Annotated in this window: 19 protein-coding genes and 1 tRNA gene; 13 read left to right on the forward strand and 7 right to left on the reverse strand. The window is 25.0% G+C overall.

The genetic code is table 11. The features are described 5' to 3' along the window. The first annotated feature begins 69 nt into the window (after positions 1–69). The 3 genes from H0H48_RS01315 to rlmB are packed head-to-tail and all read left to right on the forward strand — an operon-like array spanning position 70 to position 1497. The gene (locus tag H0H48_RS01315) at positions 70–357 is read left to right on the forward strand and encodes a YtxH domain-containing protein (protein ID WP_185871312.1); all 288 of its coding nucleotides are present in this window, start codon (positions 70–72) and stop codon (positions 355–357) included. Between the two features lie 20 nt (positions 358–377). Then, positions 378–719, forward strand: a complete 342-nt coding sequence (locus H0H48_RS01320) for a hypothetical protein (protein ID WP_185871313.1) — start codon at positions 378–380, stop codon at positions 717–719. A 10-nt stretch (positions 720–729) separates the two neighbouring features. After that, on the forward strand, positions 730–1497 hold the full coding sequence (gene rlmB, locus H0H48_RS01325; RefSeq protein WP_185871314.1) for a 23S rRNA (guanosine(2251)-2'-O)-methyltransferase RlmB: 768 nt from the start codon (positions 730–732) through the stop codon (positions 1495–1497). Between the two features lie 2 nt (positions 1498–1499). On the opposite strand, the gene pheS is transcribed toward rlmB, so the two are convergent. Continuing rightward, positions 1500–2495, reverse strand: coding sequence for a phenylalanine--tRNA ligase subunit alpha (gene pheS / locus H0H48_RS01330; RefSeq protein ID WP_185871366.1), 996 nt, complete (start codon positions 2493–2495; stop codon positions 1500–1502). Positions 2496–2567: 72 nt separating this feature from the next. Further along, on the reverse strand, positions 2568–2864 hold the full coding sequence (locus tag H0H48_RS01335; RefSeq protein ID WP_238785343.1) for a hypothetical protein: 297 nt from the start codon (positions 2862–2864) through the stop codon (positions 2568–2570). Positions 2865–2901: 37 nt separating this feature from the next. Between H0H48_RS01335 and H0H48_RS01340 the strand changes: the two genes are divergently transcribed. Together H0H48_RS01340 and H0H48_RS01345 are read left to right on the forward strand one after the other, a co-directional pair. Beyond that, on the forward strand, positions 2902–3417 hold the full coding sequence (locus tag H0H48_RS01340) for a CvpA family protein (protein WP_185871315.1): 516 nt from the start codon (positions 2902–2904) through the stop codon (positions 3415–3417). Between the two features lie 4 nt (positions 3418–3421). After that, positions 3422–4390 carry a LuxE/PaaK family acyltransferase gene (locus H0H48_RS01345; RefSeq protein WP_185871316.1) on the forward strand — a complete coding sequence of 323 codons (969 nt, stop codon included), beginning with the start codon at positions 3422–3424 and terminating at the stop codon, positions 4388–4390. A gap of 28 nt (positions 4391–4418) precedes the next feature. Here the strand turns inward: H0H48_RS01345 and H0H48_RS01350 are convergent, their stop codons facing one another. The 3 genes from H0H48_RS01350 to der are packed head-to-tail and all read right to left on the reverse strand — an operon-like array spanning position 4419 to position 8650. Then, complete coding sequence (locus tag H0H48_RS01350) at positions 4419–6692, reverse strand: inorganic phosphate transporter (RefSeq protein WP_185871317.1); 2274 nt, start codon at positions 6690–6692, stop codon at positions 4419–4421. Between the two features lie 23 nt (positions 6693–6715). Continuing rightward, positions 6716–7309 (reverse strand): Holliday junction branch migration protein RuvA, encoded by a 594-nt coding sequence (gene ruvA, locus H0H48_RS01355; RefSeq protein ID WP_185871318.1) that lies wholly within the window; start codon positions 7307–7309, stop codon positions 6716–6718. A gap of 9 nt (positions 7310–7318) precedes the next feature. Beyond that, positions 7319–8650 carry a ribosome biogenesis GTPase Der gene (gene der, locus H0H48_RS01360; protein ID WP_185871319.1) on the reverse strand — a complete coding sequence of 444 codons (1332 nt, stop codon included), beginning with the start codon at positions 8648–8650 and terminating at the stop codon, positions 7319–7321. A gap of 90 nt (positions 8651–8740) precedes the next feature. On the opposite strand from der, the gene trmD reads away from it, so the two are divergent. Next, the gene (gene trmD, locus H0H48_RS01365) at positions 8741–9394 is read left to right on the forward strand and encodes a tRNA (guanosine(37)-N1)-methyltransferase TrmD (protein ID WP_185871320.1); all 654 of its coding nucleotides are present in this window, start codon (positions 8741–8743) and stop codon (positions 9392–9394) included. Here the strand turns inward: trmD and argH are convergent. Then, complete coding sequence (gene argH / locus H0H48_RS01370) at positions 9351–10772, reverse strand: argininosuccinate lyase (RefSeq protein ID WP_185871321.1); 1422 nt, start codon at positions 10770–10772, stop codon at positions 9351–9353. The two genes, trmD and argH, sit on opposite strands and share 44 nt — an antisense overlap. A gap of 91 nt (positions 10773–10863) precedes the next feature. Here argH and gyrB point away from each other — a divergent pair, with 91 nt between their 5' ends. Genes gyrB through truB form a run of 3 tightly spaced genes read left to right on the forward strand, consistent with a single transcriptional unit; the run spans position 10864 to position 14402 of the window. Continuing rightward, a complete protein-coding gene (gene gyrB, locus H0H48_RS01375; protein WP_185871322.1) occupies positions 10864–12801 on the forward strand; it encodes a DNA topoisomerase (ATP-hydrolyzing) subunit B in 1938 nt (645 codons plus the stop codon). A 12-nt stretch (positions 12802–12813) separates the two neighbouring features. Beyond that, on the forward strand, positions 12814–13623 hold the full coding sequence (locus tag H0H48_RS01380) for an undecaprenyl-diphosphate phosphatase (protein WP_185871323.1): 810 nt from the start codon (positions 12814–12816) through the stop codon (positions 13621–13623). Then, the gene (gene truB, locus H0H48_RS01385) at positions 13620–14402 is read left to right on the forward strand and encodes a tRNA pseudouridine(55) synthase TruB (protein ID WP_185871324.1); all 783 of its coding nucleotides are present in this window, start codon (positions 13620–13622) and stop codon (positions 14400–14402) included. The genes H0H48_RS01380 and truB overlap by 4 nt, the downstream gene beginning before the upstream one ends. On the opposite strand, the gene rpsP is transcribed toward truB, so the two are convergent. Next, positions 14343–14681, reverse strand: a complete 339-nt coding sequence (gene rpsP, locus H0H48_RS01390; protein WP_185871325.1) for a 30S ribosomal protein S16 — start codon at positions 14679–14681, stop codon at positions 14343–14345. The genes truB and rpsP overlap by 60 nt on opposite strands. Before the next feature lie 140 nt (positions 14682–14821). Between rpsP and H0H48_RS01395 the strand changes: the two genes are divergently transcribed. The 4 genes from H0H48_RS01395 to H0H48_RS03115 all read left to right on the forward strand — a co-directional run bounded on the left by H0H48_RS01395 (position 14822) and on the right by H0H48_RS03115 (position 17403). Further along, positions 14822–14892: transfer RNA gene (locus H0H48_RS01395), tRNA-Gln, on the forward strand. Between the two features lie 53 nt (positions 14893–14945). Beyond that, the gene (locus H0H48_RS01400; RefSeq protein ID WP_185871326.1) at positions 14946–16343 is read left to right on the forward strand and encodes a dicarboxylate/amino acid:cation symporter; all 1398 of its coding nucleotides are present in this window, start codon (positions 14946–14948) and stop codon (positions 16341–16343) included. 5 nt (positions 16344–16348) lie between these two features. Beyond that, positions 16349–16561 carry a hypothetical protein gene (locus tag H0H48_RS03120; RefSeq protein ID WP_394366915.1) on the forward strand — a complete coding sequence of 71 codons (213 nt, stop codon included), beginning with the start codon at positions 16349–16351 and terminating at the stop codon, positions 16559–16561. Positions 16562–16563: 2 nt separating this feature from the next. After that, positions 16564–17403, forward strand: a complete 840-nt coding sequence (locus tag H0H48_RS03115) for a diphosphomevalonate/mevalonate 3,5-bisphosphate decarboxylase family protein (protein ID WP_394366917.1) — start codon at positions 16564–16566, stop codon at positions 17401–17403. The last annotated feature ends 23 nt before the right edge of the window (positions 17404–17426 follow it).

The raw sequence follows: 17426 nt of genomic DNA on the forward strand, positions 1-17426 counted from the left end.
AATACAATTTTGTATGTAAAAATTGTATGATTAAATTTATTACGTAAAAATATAAAATTGTTATTCTTTATGAAAAGAGGAGGAAATTTTTTTTGGGGCGTTCTTTTTGGTAGCATGGCTGGTTTAATAGTAGGAATGATGCTATCTCAAAAAAAAGAAGAAAAAATAAGAAATATTTTAGGAAAAAAAACAGAAGAATTAAAAGATAATTTTCAAATATTTGGAAAAAAAATAGGAGAAGAAGTGCAAAAAATAAAATCAAACATTGAAACAAAATGGAAGAATAAAATGAAAAATAAAATAGAAAAAACAAATCAATATAAACAAGATAAAGTCGAAGATGAATTAGGAACTTGATAAAAAAATTTTCATTTTACTTGAAATGTTTTTTTTTTATTACGAATTTTCTTCATAGAAAATGGTCTCTTTTTAAAAAAGAGATATTGAGATTTTTTATTTCTGTTGTTACAGATATTTTTATTGTTTTATTTTCATTTATATTTTTAATTCTTATTTTATTTTTAGGAAGTATTTTATTATGTTTTTTTTTATCCTATTATTTTGATAATTATATTATAGGATTTGGAATTATTACTTTTTTATATCTTGTTTTCTTTATTTTCATATTTTTTTTATGTAAAAAAGTCACAAGATATTTTATTAAAAATTTATTAAAAAAGTCTATTATTGAAATTTTAGGTAAAAATAAAAAGGATTAAAAAAATTTTTATGAAAATATGCAAAGAAGAAAAAATTATTGTTTATGGATTACATCCATTAATAGAGGCAATTAAAGCTAAAATAACTATTAGTAATATTTTTTTAAAAAGTGGAATAAAACTGACTTCCAATGCTTACAAAAAACTTCTTTTTCTTTCCAAAAAAGAAAATATTCCAATAAAAACTGTTCCAGAAAGTAAATTTTTTATATTAAAAAACAAGAATCATCAAGGAGTTTTTGCTTTACTTTCACCTATAAGAACTTATCAAATAAAAGATTTGCTACCTGTCTTTTATGAAAGAGGAAAAAACCCAATTTTGATTATTTTAGATCGTATCACCGATGTAAGAAATTTTGGATCTATTATACGTACTTCTGCATGTGCAGGAGTAAACGCTATCATTATACCGAAAAAAGAAACAGCAATGATTGGATCTGATTCTATTAAAACATCTTCAGGAGCTTTATTCAAAGTTCCAATATGTCAAGAAAAAAGTATAAAAAATACTATTAATTTTTTGACTAAAAATGGATTAAAAATAGTTTCTGCTACAGAAAAATCCAATATATATTGGTATAACATTGATTTCTCAAGTCCTACAGTTTTAATATTAGGAAATGAAGAAAAAGGGGTATCTCCTCAATATTTGGAAATCTCTGACGAGAGAGTAAAAATACCTTTAATAGGTGGTATTTCTTCTTTAAATGTATCTGTTGCTTGTGGTATTATTTTATATGAAATTTTTAGACAAAGAGAATCAAATTTGTATATCTAAAACTAAAATTCACTCTTAAATTGTTCTAAAAAACGAATATCATTATTAAAATAAATTCGAATATCTTTAATATTATATATCATTAAAGCTAAACGTTCTATTCCTATTCCAAAGGCAAATCCGGAATGAATTTCTGAATCTATATCTACGTTTTTTAAAACATTTGGATCGATCATCCCACAACCCATCACTTCTAACCATCCATTACTACTACTATATATATCTACTTCTGCGCTAGGCTCTGTAAATGGGAAGTAAGAAGGACGAAATCTTATTTTTACTTGTTTACCAAAAATAGAATTTATAAGATAAAAAATAGTTTGTTTTAAATCTGAAAAAGAAACTTTTTTGTCTATATAAAACCCTTCTGCTTGATGAAACATAAAATTAGAATGTGAAGAGACAGTTTCATTTCTATATACTTTCCCTATAGATAAAATTCGAAATGGAGGATGATGTTTTTTCATATATCGTATTTGAACAGATGAAGTATGTGTACGTAACAATATATCTGGATTTTTATATAAAAAAAATGTATCCTGCATCTCTCTAGATGGATGATCAGTCGGTATATTTAGAGCTGTAAAATTATGCCAATCATCTTCTATTTCAGGTCCATCTACATAAGAAAACCCTATTTTTATAAAAATTTCTATGATTCTATTTTTTATAATGGATATTGGATGCATAGATCCTATTTCTATAAACTTTCCTGGTGAAGAAGGATCGAAATTTAATTTTTCTTCCTTGTTTTTAAAACACTTATGTTTTAACGAAAAAATTTCTATTTTTTCTTGAATTTCTTTTTTTAATTCGTTAATGATTTTTCCAAAAATTTTTTTTTCATGAAGTGTAAATTTTTTCAATTCTTTAAACAAAAGAGTTATCATTCCCTTTTTTTTTCCTAAAAATTTAATTCTTAACTTTTCTAAATCATAGTAATCTTTAGGATTAAAATTTTTAATTTCTTTTTTTATATTATCTATTGTTTTTTCCATTTCATCATAATTATTTCTAGATTCCTTCAATAATTTCTTCATCATTCATATATCGAATAATTGCTTTTTTAATTAAGAACAATTGTTTTTCCTGGTTAGAAGGAATTTTTTTTTTAAGATATAATGTGGCCACCCTTCTTTATCCCTTCCAACAAAGATATAATAACCAAAAGGTTGTAATATTCTACATATTGCAATATGTAGAATATCTATTCTATCTATTCTATGTAATGGAATATTTGCTCCTTTTCCTAATTCTTGAATTCCAATAATAAATACAATTCCAATAACATCTATTTTTCTATCTATAGAAAAATTATTTTGTATGTATGAAATTACTTTATTCCAATTGATATAAAATTCTTGCATAAATTATTCTTTATTAATTAAAAAAATAGTGTATGATATGATATTTTTGGATATAATTATTACAACTATAGTTTTATATGGAGGATATAAAGGTTATCAAAATGGTATGATCTCGCAACTTTTGGGGTTTATGATTTTTTTGATTATTTTTTATAAAGGTGTATATATATATCATTTTTCAGAAGAACTTGTAAGTAAATTAAACATAAACATAAGATATTCAAAATTTTTTATAATTTATTCTGTAGCAATTTCATTTATATTCATAACTATACTATCTTTTTTATCTAAAAAGATTATAGAATTAATTTTGATTATTACATTTATGAAACCTATAGATAAGTTTTTAGGTGGAATATTGGGCATGGTAAAATATTTTTTTTATATATCAATATGTATCTTTTTAATAAAAGAAACAAATCAAAAAACGAATATAATCCCTTACAACTTTTTCGAAAATTCATTTTCAAATATTATTAATATTCTTATTCCCATATCTAAAAAAGAATTTTTATTTTATTTTAATAAATTTAAATTATTAATATATCATTAAATAAATGAATTTTAAAGAAAAAATATTTTCTATTTCATCAAAAAATGAATTTGAAAATATAGCTATGGATATATTTCATTATCAAATAATGAATAATGAAGTTTATAGAAACTACGTTCATTCATTAAAATTAAAATTAGTTAACATAAAAAATGTTTATGAAATTCCTTTTTTACCTATTTCCTTTTTTAAAACGCATCGTATTTTAAGTAGTAAAAAAAATAATACAGACATACTTTTTAAAAGTAGTGGAACTACAGGATTAAAAAGCAAACATTTTATATCTGATTTAAGTATTTACACTAGTAGTATTTTAAAAGGATTTGAATATTTTTATGGAACTATAGAAAAATTTAAATTCTTATGTTTTTTTCCACATCAAATAACTAACTCTTCTTTGATTTACATGGTAAATTATATGATAAATAGAACCATTAAAAATGGAAGCCTTTTTATTTCTTCTTCTAGAAAATCTATTCATATAAAAAATGGGATAAATGTTTTTATTTTCGGACTTAGTTCCTCTTTATTAGATTTTATAGAAAAAAAAAAAATTTTCATCAATGAACATAAAGAAAAATTAATTGTTATGGAAACAGGAGGAATGAAAGGGAAAAGAAAAGAATTAGTTAGAGAAGAACTACATTATATTTTAAAAAATTTCTTTTGCGTTAAATATATTCATTCGGAATATGGAATGACAGAATTGCTTTCTCAGGCATATGCAAAAAAAAATGGCATATTTCAATGCCCTCCCTGGATGAAAATATATATTAGAGATACGGAAAACCCATTTATGCATTTAGAAAATAATAAAATAGGAGGAATTGATGTTATAGATTTATCCAATTATTTATCTTGTTCTTTTATTTCTACTGAAGATTTAGGAAAGAAAATAAACGAAGAAGAGTTTGAAGTATTAGGAAGAATTGATTTTACTGATTTAAGAGGCTGTAATACAATGAATTACTAACAAATAATAAAATTAAACAAAAAAATTACTAAAAAGATAGAAAAGAAGCATCTTTCTTAGAATGGAATATAGTCTCTTGAGATAAAAGCATAATGTCTTGTATACTTTCTGTTATTTTTTTTGATTGTAATAAAATATCTAACATTAAAAAGGTATTTTTTGTTCCATATTTATCATGGATAATACCTATTACTTGTTGATTTATTTGTTCTTCAATTTCTTTTATGATTCTAATTTGTATTGAACAAGGGAATTTAATATCCTTAAAATTTTTTTCTTTGATTATTTTTTTCATTAGATCAAAATTTTCATTCATAAATTTTTCTAATTTTAATAAATTTTTTTTTTGTTTATTTTTTAATGGTTTATGACAATTAATCACATGAAATAGAGTATGATCGGTAATGATATCTGAGGATTCAATGATGTCTTTAGTCTTATTGTAAATATGTAGGTAAAATATACCAGTAGAAGGGTCACTATTTTTCCTAATTACCTTAGTTAGGGTATTATGTATATTATTAAAATTTTCTTTCAATTTTAAAAAATTTTTTCTGCTATATTGCAGATTTTTTAAATTTTCTTTAGTAATTCCTTTAATGCTATTTTTATAAATATTTTCTATCTTTGAAAGTATAAATTTTAGAATATCAAAAGTTTTATTTAAAGATATTTTTATTGGATATTCTAAGATCAAAAAATATTTATCTTCTTCTATATTTTCATGATATTTATTATATATTCTATATAATATTGTGAATATTATAAATAAAACAATAGATATAACTGCAAAACCTCTGAAATAATATAAAAATGTTGCAGTAATTCCGGATATGACAAAAGCAATAAACCCTGTTAAAAACCATCCTCTTATCACTTGTAAAACTCCTGAAACTCTATATACTGCACTTTCTCTATCCCATGCTCTATCTGAAAGAGAAGTTCCCATAGAGACCATAAAAGTAACAAAGGTAGTAGATAATGGTAATCTTTGCACTGTAGCTATAGATATTAGAATACTAGATATGGTTAAGTTAGCAGAAGCTCTTACAAGGTCAAAAGCTTCATTTACTTCTTTTCTTGGTTTAAAATTTTTTTCTATTTTTACAAGAATTCGTTTTGGAAATAAAACAAAAATTTTCTTTTCAAGAAATAAAAAAAATCTAACAATTCCTCTAGAAAAAGAATTTGATAAAAACTTTTCTGGACCTTCATTTTGTCTACTTAAATTAATCTCTGTCCTGGTTATATTTTTTGTTTTATCAGAAAACCATAGAGTTAATATCATAATCATTCCTGAAATAATTAAAAATGAAGATGGAACTTGGACATTTCCGGATAAACTTTTCATATTGAATTCTTCAGACGGTGGACTTCCAGCTTTTTTCCATATATTATAAGATTGTATACTAGCTATTGGAATTCCTATAAAATTTACTAAATCGTTTCCTGCAAATGCCATAGCTAAAGAAAAAGTTCCATATAATACAACAAACTTTAATATATTATATCCTAAATAAACAAATATTTTTGCAATAACAATCCAAAATAAAAATAATACAAGTAAAAAAATAAAGAAATTATGATGAATCCATTCTGTAAGAGATTTCATTAATAATGAAAAATATGTAAAATTATCATTCATAATTCCTTGTAAAGTACTATTCAATCCTCTTACAATAAGAAAATAAGTCATACTACTTAATGAAATAGCTGTCCATATCACACCTACATATTTTAATCTTTTTTCATATTCAAAACTAAAAAATAAACGAATAAAATAATGAATAATTGCTCCAGAAATGAAAGATATTATAATAGATAAAAAAATTCCTATGCTGATAGTCAATATTTTTTCTGCTTTTATATATAAACTTAAATTGTGAAAAGGCTCATTACTTGATAGTGAAGATATTTTTATCATTGCAATACTGAAAGCTCCTCCTAATAAACAAAAAACCATAGATACAGTAGTAGAAGTAGGTAATCCTAAAGTGTTAAAAATATCTAATAATATGATATCAGAGATCATAACTGCTAAAAAAATGAAAATAACATCAGAGAAATAAAAATAAGAAGGATTAAAAACACCTTTTCTTGCTACTTCCATCATTCCGCTCGACAAAAAAGCTCCTAATAATATTCCTAAACTAGAAAAAATCATAATAATTCTACGAGAAGCAGCTCTGGATCCTATAGCAGAATTTAGAAAATTAACGGCATCATTAATCAATCCAACAATAAGATCAAATATTGATAACAAAAAGAGAATCACTATAATTGATGGATAAAAAAGCTTCATGACAATTTATATTTTTTTGTGATTTATAACTTTTTTATAGATTCTTTGATAAGATTTTCTACAGAAAATTCTGGATGTTTATTTAAAATATTATCTAATACTTTCTCGGATTCTTTAACAGAAAAACCCAATACAATCAAAGCACTTAAGGCGTCTTTTTTTATTAACCCTACATCTTCTATAATTTTTACATGATTTTGTTTTTTTTCAGCAGGAATTATTTTATCCTTAAGTTCAAGAATAATTCTTTGAGCTGTTTTTTTTCCTATTCCTTTTACTTTATCAAAAACTTTTATGTCTTCTTTGTAGATAGATTCTTCTATTTTATTTGGAGTAAGAGTAGATAATAATGTAATAGCGGAACTTGGACCTATACTATTTACAGATATCAAATAAGAGAATATATTTCTTTCTTTTTTATCAAAAAAACCATATAAAACTTTTTGATTTTCTTTCATGAAAAGAAAAGTGTATATATAGATATTTTCTCCTACTTCTTTTTTTAAAGAAGAATAGGTATATGAGGATATATAAATATAATATCCTACGCCATGACAATCTATTATTAAATAAGATTGATTTTTTTCAACTAACTTTCCTCTTAAATGTGTTATCAAATCGAAAAGTTATTTTTTTCTGAAGAAAATTTGTATGGGTACTCCTTTGAAATTAAAGTGATAACGAATCTTATTTTCGACAAATCTTTTATAAGATTCTTTTATGTATTGTGGAAAATTAGAAAAGAAAATAAATTTTGGAGTTCGTGATGGTAACTGAGTACAATACTTTATCTTTATTAATTTCTTTTTTATAGAAGGAGGAGGATTATTTTTTAAAATAGGTAACATAATTTTATTTAAAATATTTGTTTTTAATCTATTTTTTCTGGCTTTTAAAATAGCATAGGCAGTTGGAATAATATTATGTATTCCATTTTTATTTTTAGCAGATACAAAAAGAATAGGAACATTATTAAATGGAGCAATTTTTTTTCTAATTAAAGATTCAAAATCTTTTTGTAAAGAATCATTCTTTTTATAAAACAAATCCCATTTATTAATAATAATTATAATCCCCTTATGATTTTTCTCCACTAATCTAAAAATATTCATATCTTGATTTTCCCATCCACGATTTGCATCTATCATTAAAAGACAAATATCTGCATATTCTATCGTTTTTATTGTTCTTATAGAAGAATAAAATTCTATATTTTCTATTATTTTTGATTTTTTTCTAACACCAGGTGTGTCAACTAAAATACATTCATATCCAAAATTTTTATAGATAACATCTAGACTATCTCTCGTTGTTCCAGGAATATTAGTTACAATATGATGATTTTTATTTAAAAAAGAATTAATCAATGTAGATTTTCCTACATTAGGACGCCCTACAACTGAAAATATAGGAAGAAATTTTTCTGTATCATTTCTATCTTTTTTATTGTCTTTAATATTTTTTTTTAAGACTTCTATCACTTTATCTAATAATTCTCCTGTACCACTACCGTTTATAGCTGATATATAATAATATTCATTAAATCCTAAACAAAAAAAATCTGTGTCATGATACATGTATTTTCCATTATCTACTTTGTTTATTACCAATAGAATTATTTTTCTGTATTTTTTTCTTAATATTTGAGCCATTTCTATATCCGTATTCAATATTCCAATTTTGATATCTACCAAAAATAAAACAATATCGGACTCTTCAATAGCTATAAAAATTTGATTTTTTATTTCATCATCAAGATAATCGTTTTCTGAAATAGTAAAACCTCCTGTATCTACTACAGAAAATTTCACTCCATTCCATTCTGTTACTCCATAAATACGATCCCTTGTAACACCGCTTGTAACATGAACAATCGCCTTTTTTCTTCCGACAAGACGATTAAAAAGAGTAGATTTTCCTACATTAGGACGTCCTACTATAGATACGATATAACTCATTTTTATAAATTATTCGCTAAAGTTAGAATTTTTTCATTAGTTTCATTACTAGATTATTACTATCTTGCTATATTTATATTTTAGTAAATAATGCGTATAGATATTATCAGCATATTTCCTGATATACTTAGGGGACCTTTTTCTAATTCTATCATTAAAAGAGCGATAAATAAAAATTTTATCAATATACAGATTCATAATCTACGAAAATATGGTTTGGGAAAACGTAAAAAGATAGATGATTATTCTTATGGAGGAGGATCTGGAATGGTAATTAGAATCGAACCTGTGTATCATTGTTTTTCTAAATTATTATCAGAAAGATATTATGATGAAAGGATTTTTATGACTCCTGATGGAGAACTTTTATCACAAAAAAATGCTCAATTTTTAACAAAAAAAAAAAATATTATCATTCTATGCGGACGTTACAAAGGAATAGACCAAAGGATTAGAGATAACTTAATTTCAAAAGAAATATCCATTGGTAATTATATTTTATCGGGAGGAGAAATAGCTGCAGCTGTTTTAGTAGAAACTATAGTTAGATTATTGCCTGGAGTAATACATAATCAAGATTCTATTATTACAGATTCTTTTCAACAAGAATCATTTATCGCTCCTCCTATTTATACTCGTCCAGCAATTTATAAAGGATGGAAAGTTCCAGATATTCTTTTATCTGGAAATCATAAAAAAATTAAAGATTGGTTAAAACAAAAGTCCAGGAAAATAAAACCATAATATTAATAAATAATCCTTGGAATGGAATTCTATCATAGATTAGAAATTTTGTAACTCTATCGATTTTATCAAAATTGAAACTTTTTATCACTTTTTTCATCATTTTTCTAATTTTTTCATTACATAAATTTCCTATACTTCCTTCATGAGAATAATATACTTTATTTTTAAATGGTTTGAAATAATCATTTTGTATGTCTGATCCTACTTTTTTATAAGCTTCTCTGAAAGAATATCCTTCTTCAAGAACAAGTCTATTAACTACTTCTACACTAAATAAATAACGATATTTATCCTCTTTTAGTATATCTTTTCTTATTATGATATGATTTAACATATATTTAGACATAAAAAAACATTTTTTTAACTCATCAAAAATTGGGATAAATCTTTCTTTAATAATTTGATAATCTCTATGGTATCCAGAACATAAATTAGAAGTAATTAAAGATATTTCATTTGGAAGAGAATTGATTCTATTACACTTAGCTCGTATAATTTCAAAAACATCCGGATTTTTCTTATGAGGCATAATACTAGATCCAGTAGTAAGATAATCAGGAAAGCTGATGAAATTAAAATTTTGATTTAAATATAAACAAATATCTTGTGACATTTTACTTAAAGTTCTTGCTAAAGAAGCAAGAGCATCTGAAACAATTCTTTCCATTTTTCCACGACCCATTTGAGCATAGATAACATTGTAATTTAAATCATCAAATCCTAATAAATCTGTAGTCATCTTACGATTTAAAGGTAAAGAAGATCCATATCCGGCTGCAGAACCTAAGGGATTTTTATTAACGATGCGATATGCCGTATGAATTAATAATACATCATCTATTAAGCTTTCTGCATATGCAGCAAACCAAAGTCCAAAAGAAGAAGGCATCGCTATTTGATAATGTGTGTATCCAGGGATTAATACGTTTTTATATTGTTCACTCAATTTCAATAACAAATCAAATAAAGAATAAGTAATTGATATTATTTCTTTTATTTCTGTTCTAATAAATAATTTTAAATCTACTAATATTTGATCATTTCTAGATCTACCACTATGTATTTTTTTCCCTACCTCTCCTAAACGATTAGTTAGCAAAAATTCTATTTGAGAATGTATATCTTCTATTCCTTCGTCAATTTTAAAATTTTTTTTCAATATTTTTTCGACATATATATTACGTAATTCATAAATTAAAATTTTTAAATCATTTTTACTTAACAATCCAATACTTTCTAGCATGATAACATGAGCTATTGTTCCTATAACATCATGTGGAGCTAAAAGTAGATCAACTTCCGAATCCTTACTTGAGGTAAAATTGATTATTTCTTTATCGACACCAGAATTCGTTTTTTTTTCCCAAATTTTCACGTATAAAATATTTTTTTATATTTTCTATATCTTTGATAAAACTATTAATTTTTTATGGAAAAAAGAAAAATTTATAAATATTTAATGGATTATGAATAATAATCATAATAATACAACAAAAGATTATACAGCAGACAGTATTAGATCTCTGGAGGGAATTGAACATATAAGATTACGACCTTCTATGTATATTGGAGATATAGGACTTAGAGGTTTACATCATTTAGTATATGAGGTTATAGATAATTCTGTAGATGAAGCTTTGGCAGGTTTTTGCGATAGAATATGGGTAAAAATTCACAAAAATGGATTTATAAGTGTTCTTGATAATGGTCGTGGAATTCCAATAGGAATTCATAAAAAAGAAGGAAAATCTGCTCTTGAAGTTGTTATGACTAAAATTGGTGCAGGAGGAAAATTTGACAAAAATTCTTATAAAGTATCTGGGGGGTTACATGGTGTTGGTATTTCCTGTGTTAATGCTTTATCTAAAAAACTGATAGTCACAGTTTATCGTAACGGAAAAATCTATCAACAAGAATATTATAAAGGAACTGCTGCATTTCCTGTTAAATGTATGGGAAATACCAATATGAGAGGAACCAGGATTCATTATATTGCTGATGATTCTATATTTAATAATATTACATATGATTATGAAATATTGTCCAATAGATTGAAAGAACTCTCCTTTCTAAATAAAGGATTACATTTATTCTTAGAAGATGAGAGAAATAATAAAAAAGAATATTTTTTCTCTAAAAACGGATTAAAAGAATATATTACTATTTTAGATAAGAATCAAGTTCCCCTTACAAAAAATGTAATTTTTATTGAAGGGAATAGGGAAAATACTATTGTAGAAATAGCAATGCAATACAATACTTCTTATAAAGAAAGAATTTATTCTTATGTTAATAATATAAATACTTATGAAGGTGGAACTCATCTTTCCGGATTTAGACGAGCATTAACAAGAACATTGAGAAAATATACAGATAGTTATGGATCTTCTAAAGATAAAATAGAATTAACTGGAGATGATTTTAGGGAAGGGATTACAGCTATTATATCTATTCGAGTTATGGATCCTCAATTTGAAGGTCAAACCAAAACCAAATTGAGTAATCACGAAGTTGGAGGGATTGTAGACAAGATTGTAGGAGAAATGTTAAATAGTTTTTTAGAAGAAAATCCTAGTGATAGAAAAAAAATTATTGATAAGATTATTTTAGCTGCTAAAGCACGTCAAGCTGCTAGAAAAGCACGTGAATTAATACAGAAAAAGAATCCTATAATAAGTGGAATTTTACCTGGAAAATTAGCGGATTGTTCCTTTAATGATCCAGAAAATTGTGAGATTTATTTGGTAGAAGGAGATTCTGCAGGAGGAACTGCTAAACAAGGTAGAGATAGAAACTTTCAGGCCATTTTACCTCTAAGAGGGAAAATACTTAATGTGGAAAAAGCAATGCAATATAAAATATTTGAAAATGAAGAAATAAAAAATATTTTTACCTCTCTAGGAGTTTCCATAGGAACAGAAGGAACAGAAGAAGATGAAAAAATTTTGAATATAAAAAAACTTAGATATAATAAAATTATTATTATGACAGATGCAGATATAGATGGAAGTCATATTTCTACTTTAATTTTAACATTATTTTTCCGTTATATGAAACCTTTGATAGAAAAAGGGCATATTTATATCGCTACTCCTCCACTTTATTTAATTAGGAAAGGAAGTCATTCAAAATATGCTTGGAATGATCAACAAAGAGAAAATATACTAAAAAAACTAGGAGGAAGAAAATATGTAAACATACAACGATATAAAGGATTAGGAGAAATGAATGCAGAACAACTTTGGGAAACTACAATGAATCCAAAAAATAGAACTTTACGTAAAGTCAACATAGAAAATTATACTGAAGCTGATAAAATATTTTCTATTTTAATGGGCGACGATGTTCCGCCTAGAAGAAATTTTATAGAAGAAAATGCGATTTATGCAAAAATAGATGTATAAAAAAAACATTTGATGAATTATATTCAATCAATTATACTAGGTTTTGTTGAAGGTCTTACAGAATTTTTTCCTATTTCTTCTACTGGACATATGATCCTTATAGCTTCTATTATGGGAATATTAGAAAAAAAGATAACAAATTTATTCCTAATTTCTGTTCAGCTTGGAGCTATATTTTCTGTATTTTTTATGTATAGAAAAAAATTATTTTATCAAAAATATGATTTCTATTTGAAAATTTTTCTAGCTATTATTCCCATAGGAATTTTTGGGTTTATGTTAAATCGTATAATTTATATTTTCTTAGAAAGTCCTATCATAGTATCTATATCACTTTTATTGGGTGGGGTAATTATTATTAAGTCAGAGAATTTATATAAAAAAAATTACTTTTATAAGAGAAATTATATTACTTATTTTAATGCTTTTGTTATCGGATTATGTCAGTGTTTTTCTTTAATACCAGGATTTTCTAGAAGTGCTACTACCATTATAGCTGGTTTATTGCAAAATATAAATAGAAAAGAAACTGTTGAATTTTCTTTTTTTTTATCTATTCCTGTTATTGGAATGGCTACATGCAAAAAATTACATGATTATTTTTTTCAATTAAATTATATTGATTTTCGCATTTTTTTTCATGATATGAAATTATTATTAGTGGGAAATATAATATCTTTTATTACGGGAGTAATATCCATAAAATTTTTTATAAAGTATTTACAAAAATACAATTTTAAATTATTTGGATACTATAGAATTATTCTTGGAGTTTTCTTTATATTAATACATTATTTTGTAAAACCACTTAGAAAATTTTGATTAAAGATTTATCTGAATTTAAAAATGGAAAAACATTATTGGTGTATAAACCTTGGGGGTTTACTTCTTTTGAAATTGTGAAAAAAATAAAAAATGCCATTTTAGAAAAATATTCAAATTCAAATAATCGTAAAGAAAATTTAAAAATAGGACATGCAGGGACTTTAGATCCTCTTGCTGATGGATTATTAATTGTTCTTACGGGAAAAAGTACTAAAAACGTAAAACATATTCATAATTATAAAAAAGTTTATACAGGGATTATAAAATTAGGTTGTGAAACGAAATCTTTCGATTCAGAAACAGAAGAATATAATTATTCTTCTACCTTCCATATTACTCCAAAACTTGTTATAAAAACATCAAAAAAATTTATAGGAGAAATAAATCAATATCCTCCTTATTTTTCTGCATTAAAAGTAAATGGAAAAAAACTATATGAATATGCTAGAAAAAAAAAAGAATTTTCGTATCTTCTAAAACCTAGATTGGTTAAAGTATATCAGTTTCATATTCTAAAAATATGCATTCCATACATAAGATTTTTTATAGAATGCGGGAAAGGAACTTATATTAGATCTATAGCGAAAGATTTTGGAAAAGAAATAGGAATTGGTTCATATCTTCTTTCTTTAAGAAGAGAACGTATAGGAAACTATACTATTAAGAGCTCTAAATATAAATTATTAAATTTATCAAAAGAATTTGTATGTTATTTATTAAATTTTATATTTTTTATACCATATATTAAATTTTTCATAAGATTCTTCATTTGTTAATGCTCCTTTCTTAACACCTTCTAACAAATGCTTTTTAAGTAAAACTCCATTTTTAGAAAAAATAGATCTTACTGTTTCTGTAGGTCGTGCTCCTTTCATTAACCATGAAACTGCGTTATTCATTTTTAATACAGTAGATGGTGGATCTGCATGAGGATTATATGTTCCCAGCTTCTCTATAAATTTCCCATCTCTAGGAGCACGAGAATCTGCTACAACTATATGATAAATTGGTTTATGTTTTTTTCCAATTCTTTTTAAACGTATTTTAACGGACATAATTATAATTAATTAAACTTTAAAAAAAAATTGACTTAAAAAGTCTATCATTTGTCTTCTACTATGGAAGAAACTAACTTAAATTTAGACATAAATATAATGTTTTTGAAAAAAAAATGGTATATATTTACATTTTTCATAGACCCGTTGTGTAACGGTAGCACAGCAGATTTTGGTTCTGTTAGTTGGGGTTCGAGTCCCTACGGGTCTGTTGCCTTACCTGCTTGTTACGTATTTATTGTCTCATGTTGAATTTTTTATAAAATGAGTATTGGAATGAAAGTAAAAAAAGAAAAAGTTTTACTGATAGCTTTTCTAAGTTTTTTAGTATGTGCATTAATTCATTTCTATAGGTCCTTTTTAGGATTAGATAAATCTACTCTTTGCATATTAAGATGTTCTGTCATATCTCTTTTTATATTGTATGCTTTTCTAAAAAAAGATTTAACTACTTGGATCTTAATTTCTATAATCATAGGTATAGAAATAGGGTTAGACTTGCCTAAAATAGCTGTAGAACTGAGATTTTTATCTCAAATTTTCTTGAGATTAATAAAGACTATTATTGCTCCAATACTATTTTCAACTTTAGTTGTTGGAATAGCAAGTCATTCTAACATAAAACAATTAGGTAGTATGGGATGGAAATCCCTATTATATTTTGAAATAGTAACAACCTTAGCTTTATTTATTGGACTTATTGCTATTAATATTTCTCAAGCTGGAGTAGGAATTGTTATGCCTTCTAATATTACAAAACAACAATTGCCAATTGTAGAAAGCAGATCTTGGCAAGATACTATTCTTCATGTTTTTCCTGAGAATTTTATTAAATCTATATATCATGGGGATGTCCTCCCTATAGTAGTTTTTTCTGTAATATTTGGGATATCTATGGTCTTTCTAGAAGAAAAAAAACGAAACCCCATATTGATATTTGCAGAAAGTTTATCAGAAATAATGTTTAAGTTTACTAAAATAATCATGTATTTCGCTCCTATAGGAGTAGGATCTGCAATAGCTTATACTGTTGGTCATATGGGTTTAGATATTTTATATAACCTTTTTCAACTATTATTAACTCTTTATATTGCTTTATTTGCTTTTTTGATAGTAGTTTTATTTCCTATACTTTTGTGGATTAAAATTCCTTTAAAAGGTTTTGTGAAAGCATTGACTGAACCAGTTTCATTAGCATTTGCTACTACAAGTTCTGAGTCTGCTCTTCCTTTACTTATGGAAAATTTAGAAAAATTAGGTGTCCCTAGAAAAATTATTGCTTTTGTTATTCCTACAGGATACAGTTTTAACTTAGATGGAACTACTTTATATCTTTCTTTAGCTACAGTTTTTGTAGCACAAGCATCTGGAATTCCTCTAAGTTTTAGTCAACAAATATTTATAGGTTTGACTTTAATATTAACTAGTAAAGGAGTAGCTGGTGTCCCTAGAGCTTCTCTCGTCATTCTTTTAGCTACTGTTGCATCTTTTGGGTTACCTACTTGGCCTATATTAGCTATTATTGGAATAGATGAATTAATGGATATGGCTCGTACTACTGTAAATGTTATAGGAAATGGATTAGCAAGTTGTGTTATTGCTCGTTCAGAAGGAGAATTTGATGATAAGAAAATGTTAGATTATATAAAAAATGATTTTTGATAATTGTGAATTTTGAAAAAAAATATTTAGAAACAATATTTCCTAATGGAGTAATCACAAAAAAAAGTTATTCGAACATTGCTCTGATTAAATATTGGGGAAAATATACTGATAGAATACAAATTCCATTAAATTCTTCTATTAGTTATTCTCTAAGTAAAGTATATACAAAAACACGGTTAATATATAGTATAAAGAAAAAAAAAATTTTTCGATAAAAATATTCCTAGATGGAAAAGAAGAAACAAGTTTTCTTCCAAAAACTTTAAAATTTTTTCATAGAGCTTCATTTTATTGTTCTTATCTTAGATATTTTGATTTCGTTATTGAAACTTACAACAATTTTCCACATAGTAGTGGAATTGCATCATCTGCCTCTTCAATGAGTGCCTTAGCTTTATGTATTATGGAAATGGAAAAAAAATTTTACTCTTCCTTAAAAGAAGAAAGTTTTTTTTTAAGAAAAGCTTCTTTTTTATCAAGATTAGGTTCAGGAAGCGCTTGCAGATCTATCTATCCTGGTTTAGTTGTTTGGGGGTATCATAAATCGATAAAAGGAAGTAATAATTTTTATGCTATTCCATATCCATATAAAATACATCCTATATTTCAAAATATTTCAGATACTATATTAATAGTGGATAAAAATCCTAAAAAAATATTAAGTTCAAAAGGACATAAGTTAATGAATAACCATCCTTATGTTAAGGATAGAATTAAAAGTGCTAACAAGAATATGATAAAACTTATTTCTATATTAAAAACAGGAGACTTCCGTAAATTTGGAGAATTAATAGAACATGAGGCATTAACTCTTCATGCAATGATCATGACTTCTAGACCATATTTCTTATGGATAAAACCAAATACACTTCACATTATTTACACTATATGGGAATTCAGAATTCAAAGCAAAAAAAATATCTATTTTACGCTAGATGCAGGTGCTAACGTTCATCTTCTATACCCCATTCAAGAAAGAAAATATATCATAAAATGGATATATAATAATCTTTTTTCTTATTGTGAAAAAATCATAGAAAGTTTTGTTCATAAATGAACTATAGCTATATTTGTTTTTGA

This window comes from Blattabacterium cuenoti, from assembly GCF_014252055.1.
GTDB lineage: Bacteria > Bacteroidota > Bacteroidia > Flavobacteriales > Blattabacteriaceae > Blattabacterium > Blattabacterium cuenoti_D.

Excerpts from the sequence above, each read along its gene's own strand:
- trmD (WP_185871320.1), top strand. The coding sequence starts at position 8,741 with ATGCGTATAGATATTATCAGCATATTTCCTGATATACTTAGGGGACCT.
- H0H48_RS01340 (WP_185871315.1), top strand. The coding sequence starts at position 2,902 with ATGATATTTTTGGATATAATTATTACAACTATAGTTTTATATGGAGGA.
- rlmB (WP_185871314.1), top strand. The coding sequence starts at position 730 with ATGAAAATATGCAAAGAAGAAAAAATTATTGTTTATGGATTACATCCA.
- H0H48_RS01380 (WP_185871323.1), top strand. The coding sequence starts at position 12,814 with ATGAATTATATTCAATCAATTATACTAGGTTTTGTTGAAGGTCTTACA.
- H0H48_RS01345 (WP_185871316.1), top strand. The coding sequence starts at position 3,422 with ATGAATTTTAAAGAAAAAATATTTTCTATTTCATCAAAAAATGAATTT.
- rpsP (WP_185871325.1), bottom strand. The coding sequence starts at position 14,681 with ATGTCCGTTAAAATACGTTTAAAAAGAATTGGAAAAAAACATAAACCA.
- H0H48_RS01335 (WP_238785343.1), bottom strand. The coding sequence starts at position 2,864 with ATGCAAGAATTTTATATCAATTGGAATAAAGTAATTTCATACATACAA.
- H0H48_RS01315 (WP_185871312.1), top strand. The coding sequence starts at position 70 with ATGAAAAGAGGAGGAAATTTTTTTTGGGGCGTTCTTTTTGGTAGCATG.
- H0H48_RS01350 (WP_185871317.1), bottom strand. The coding sequence starts at position 6,692 with ATGAAGCTTTTTTATCCATCAATTATAGTGATTCTCTTTTTGTTATCA.
- pheS (WP_185871366.1), bottom strand. The coding sequence starts at position 2,495 with ATGGAAAAAACAATAGATAATATAAAAAAAGAAATTAAAAATTTTAAT.
- der (WP_185871319.1), bottom strand. The coding sequence starts at position 8,650 with ATGAGTTATATCGTATCTATAGTAGGACGTCCTAATGTAGGAAAATCT.
- gyrB (WP_185871322.1), top strand. The coding sequence starts at position 10,864 with ATGAATAATAATCATAATAATACAACAAAAGATTATACAGCAGACAGT.
- H0H48_RS01400 (WP_185871326.1), top strand. The coding sequence starts at position 14,946 with ATGAGTATTGGAATGAAAGTAAAAAAAGAAAAAGTTTTACTGATAGCT.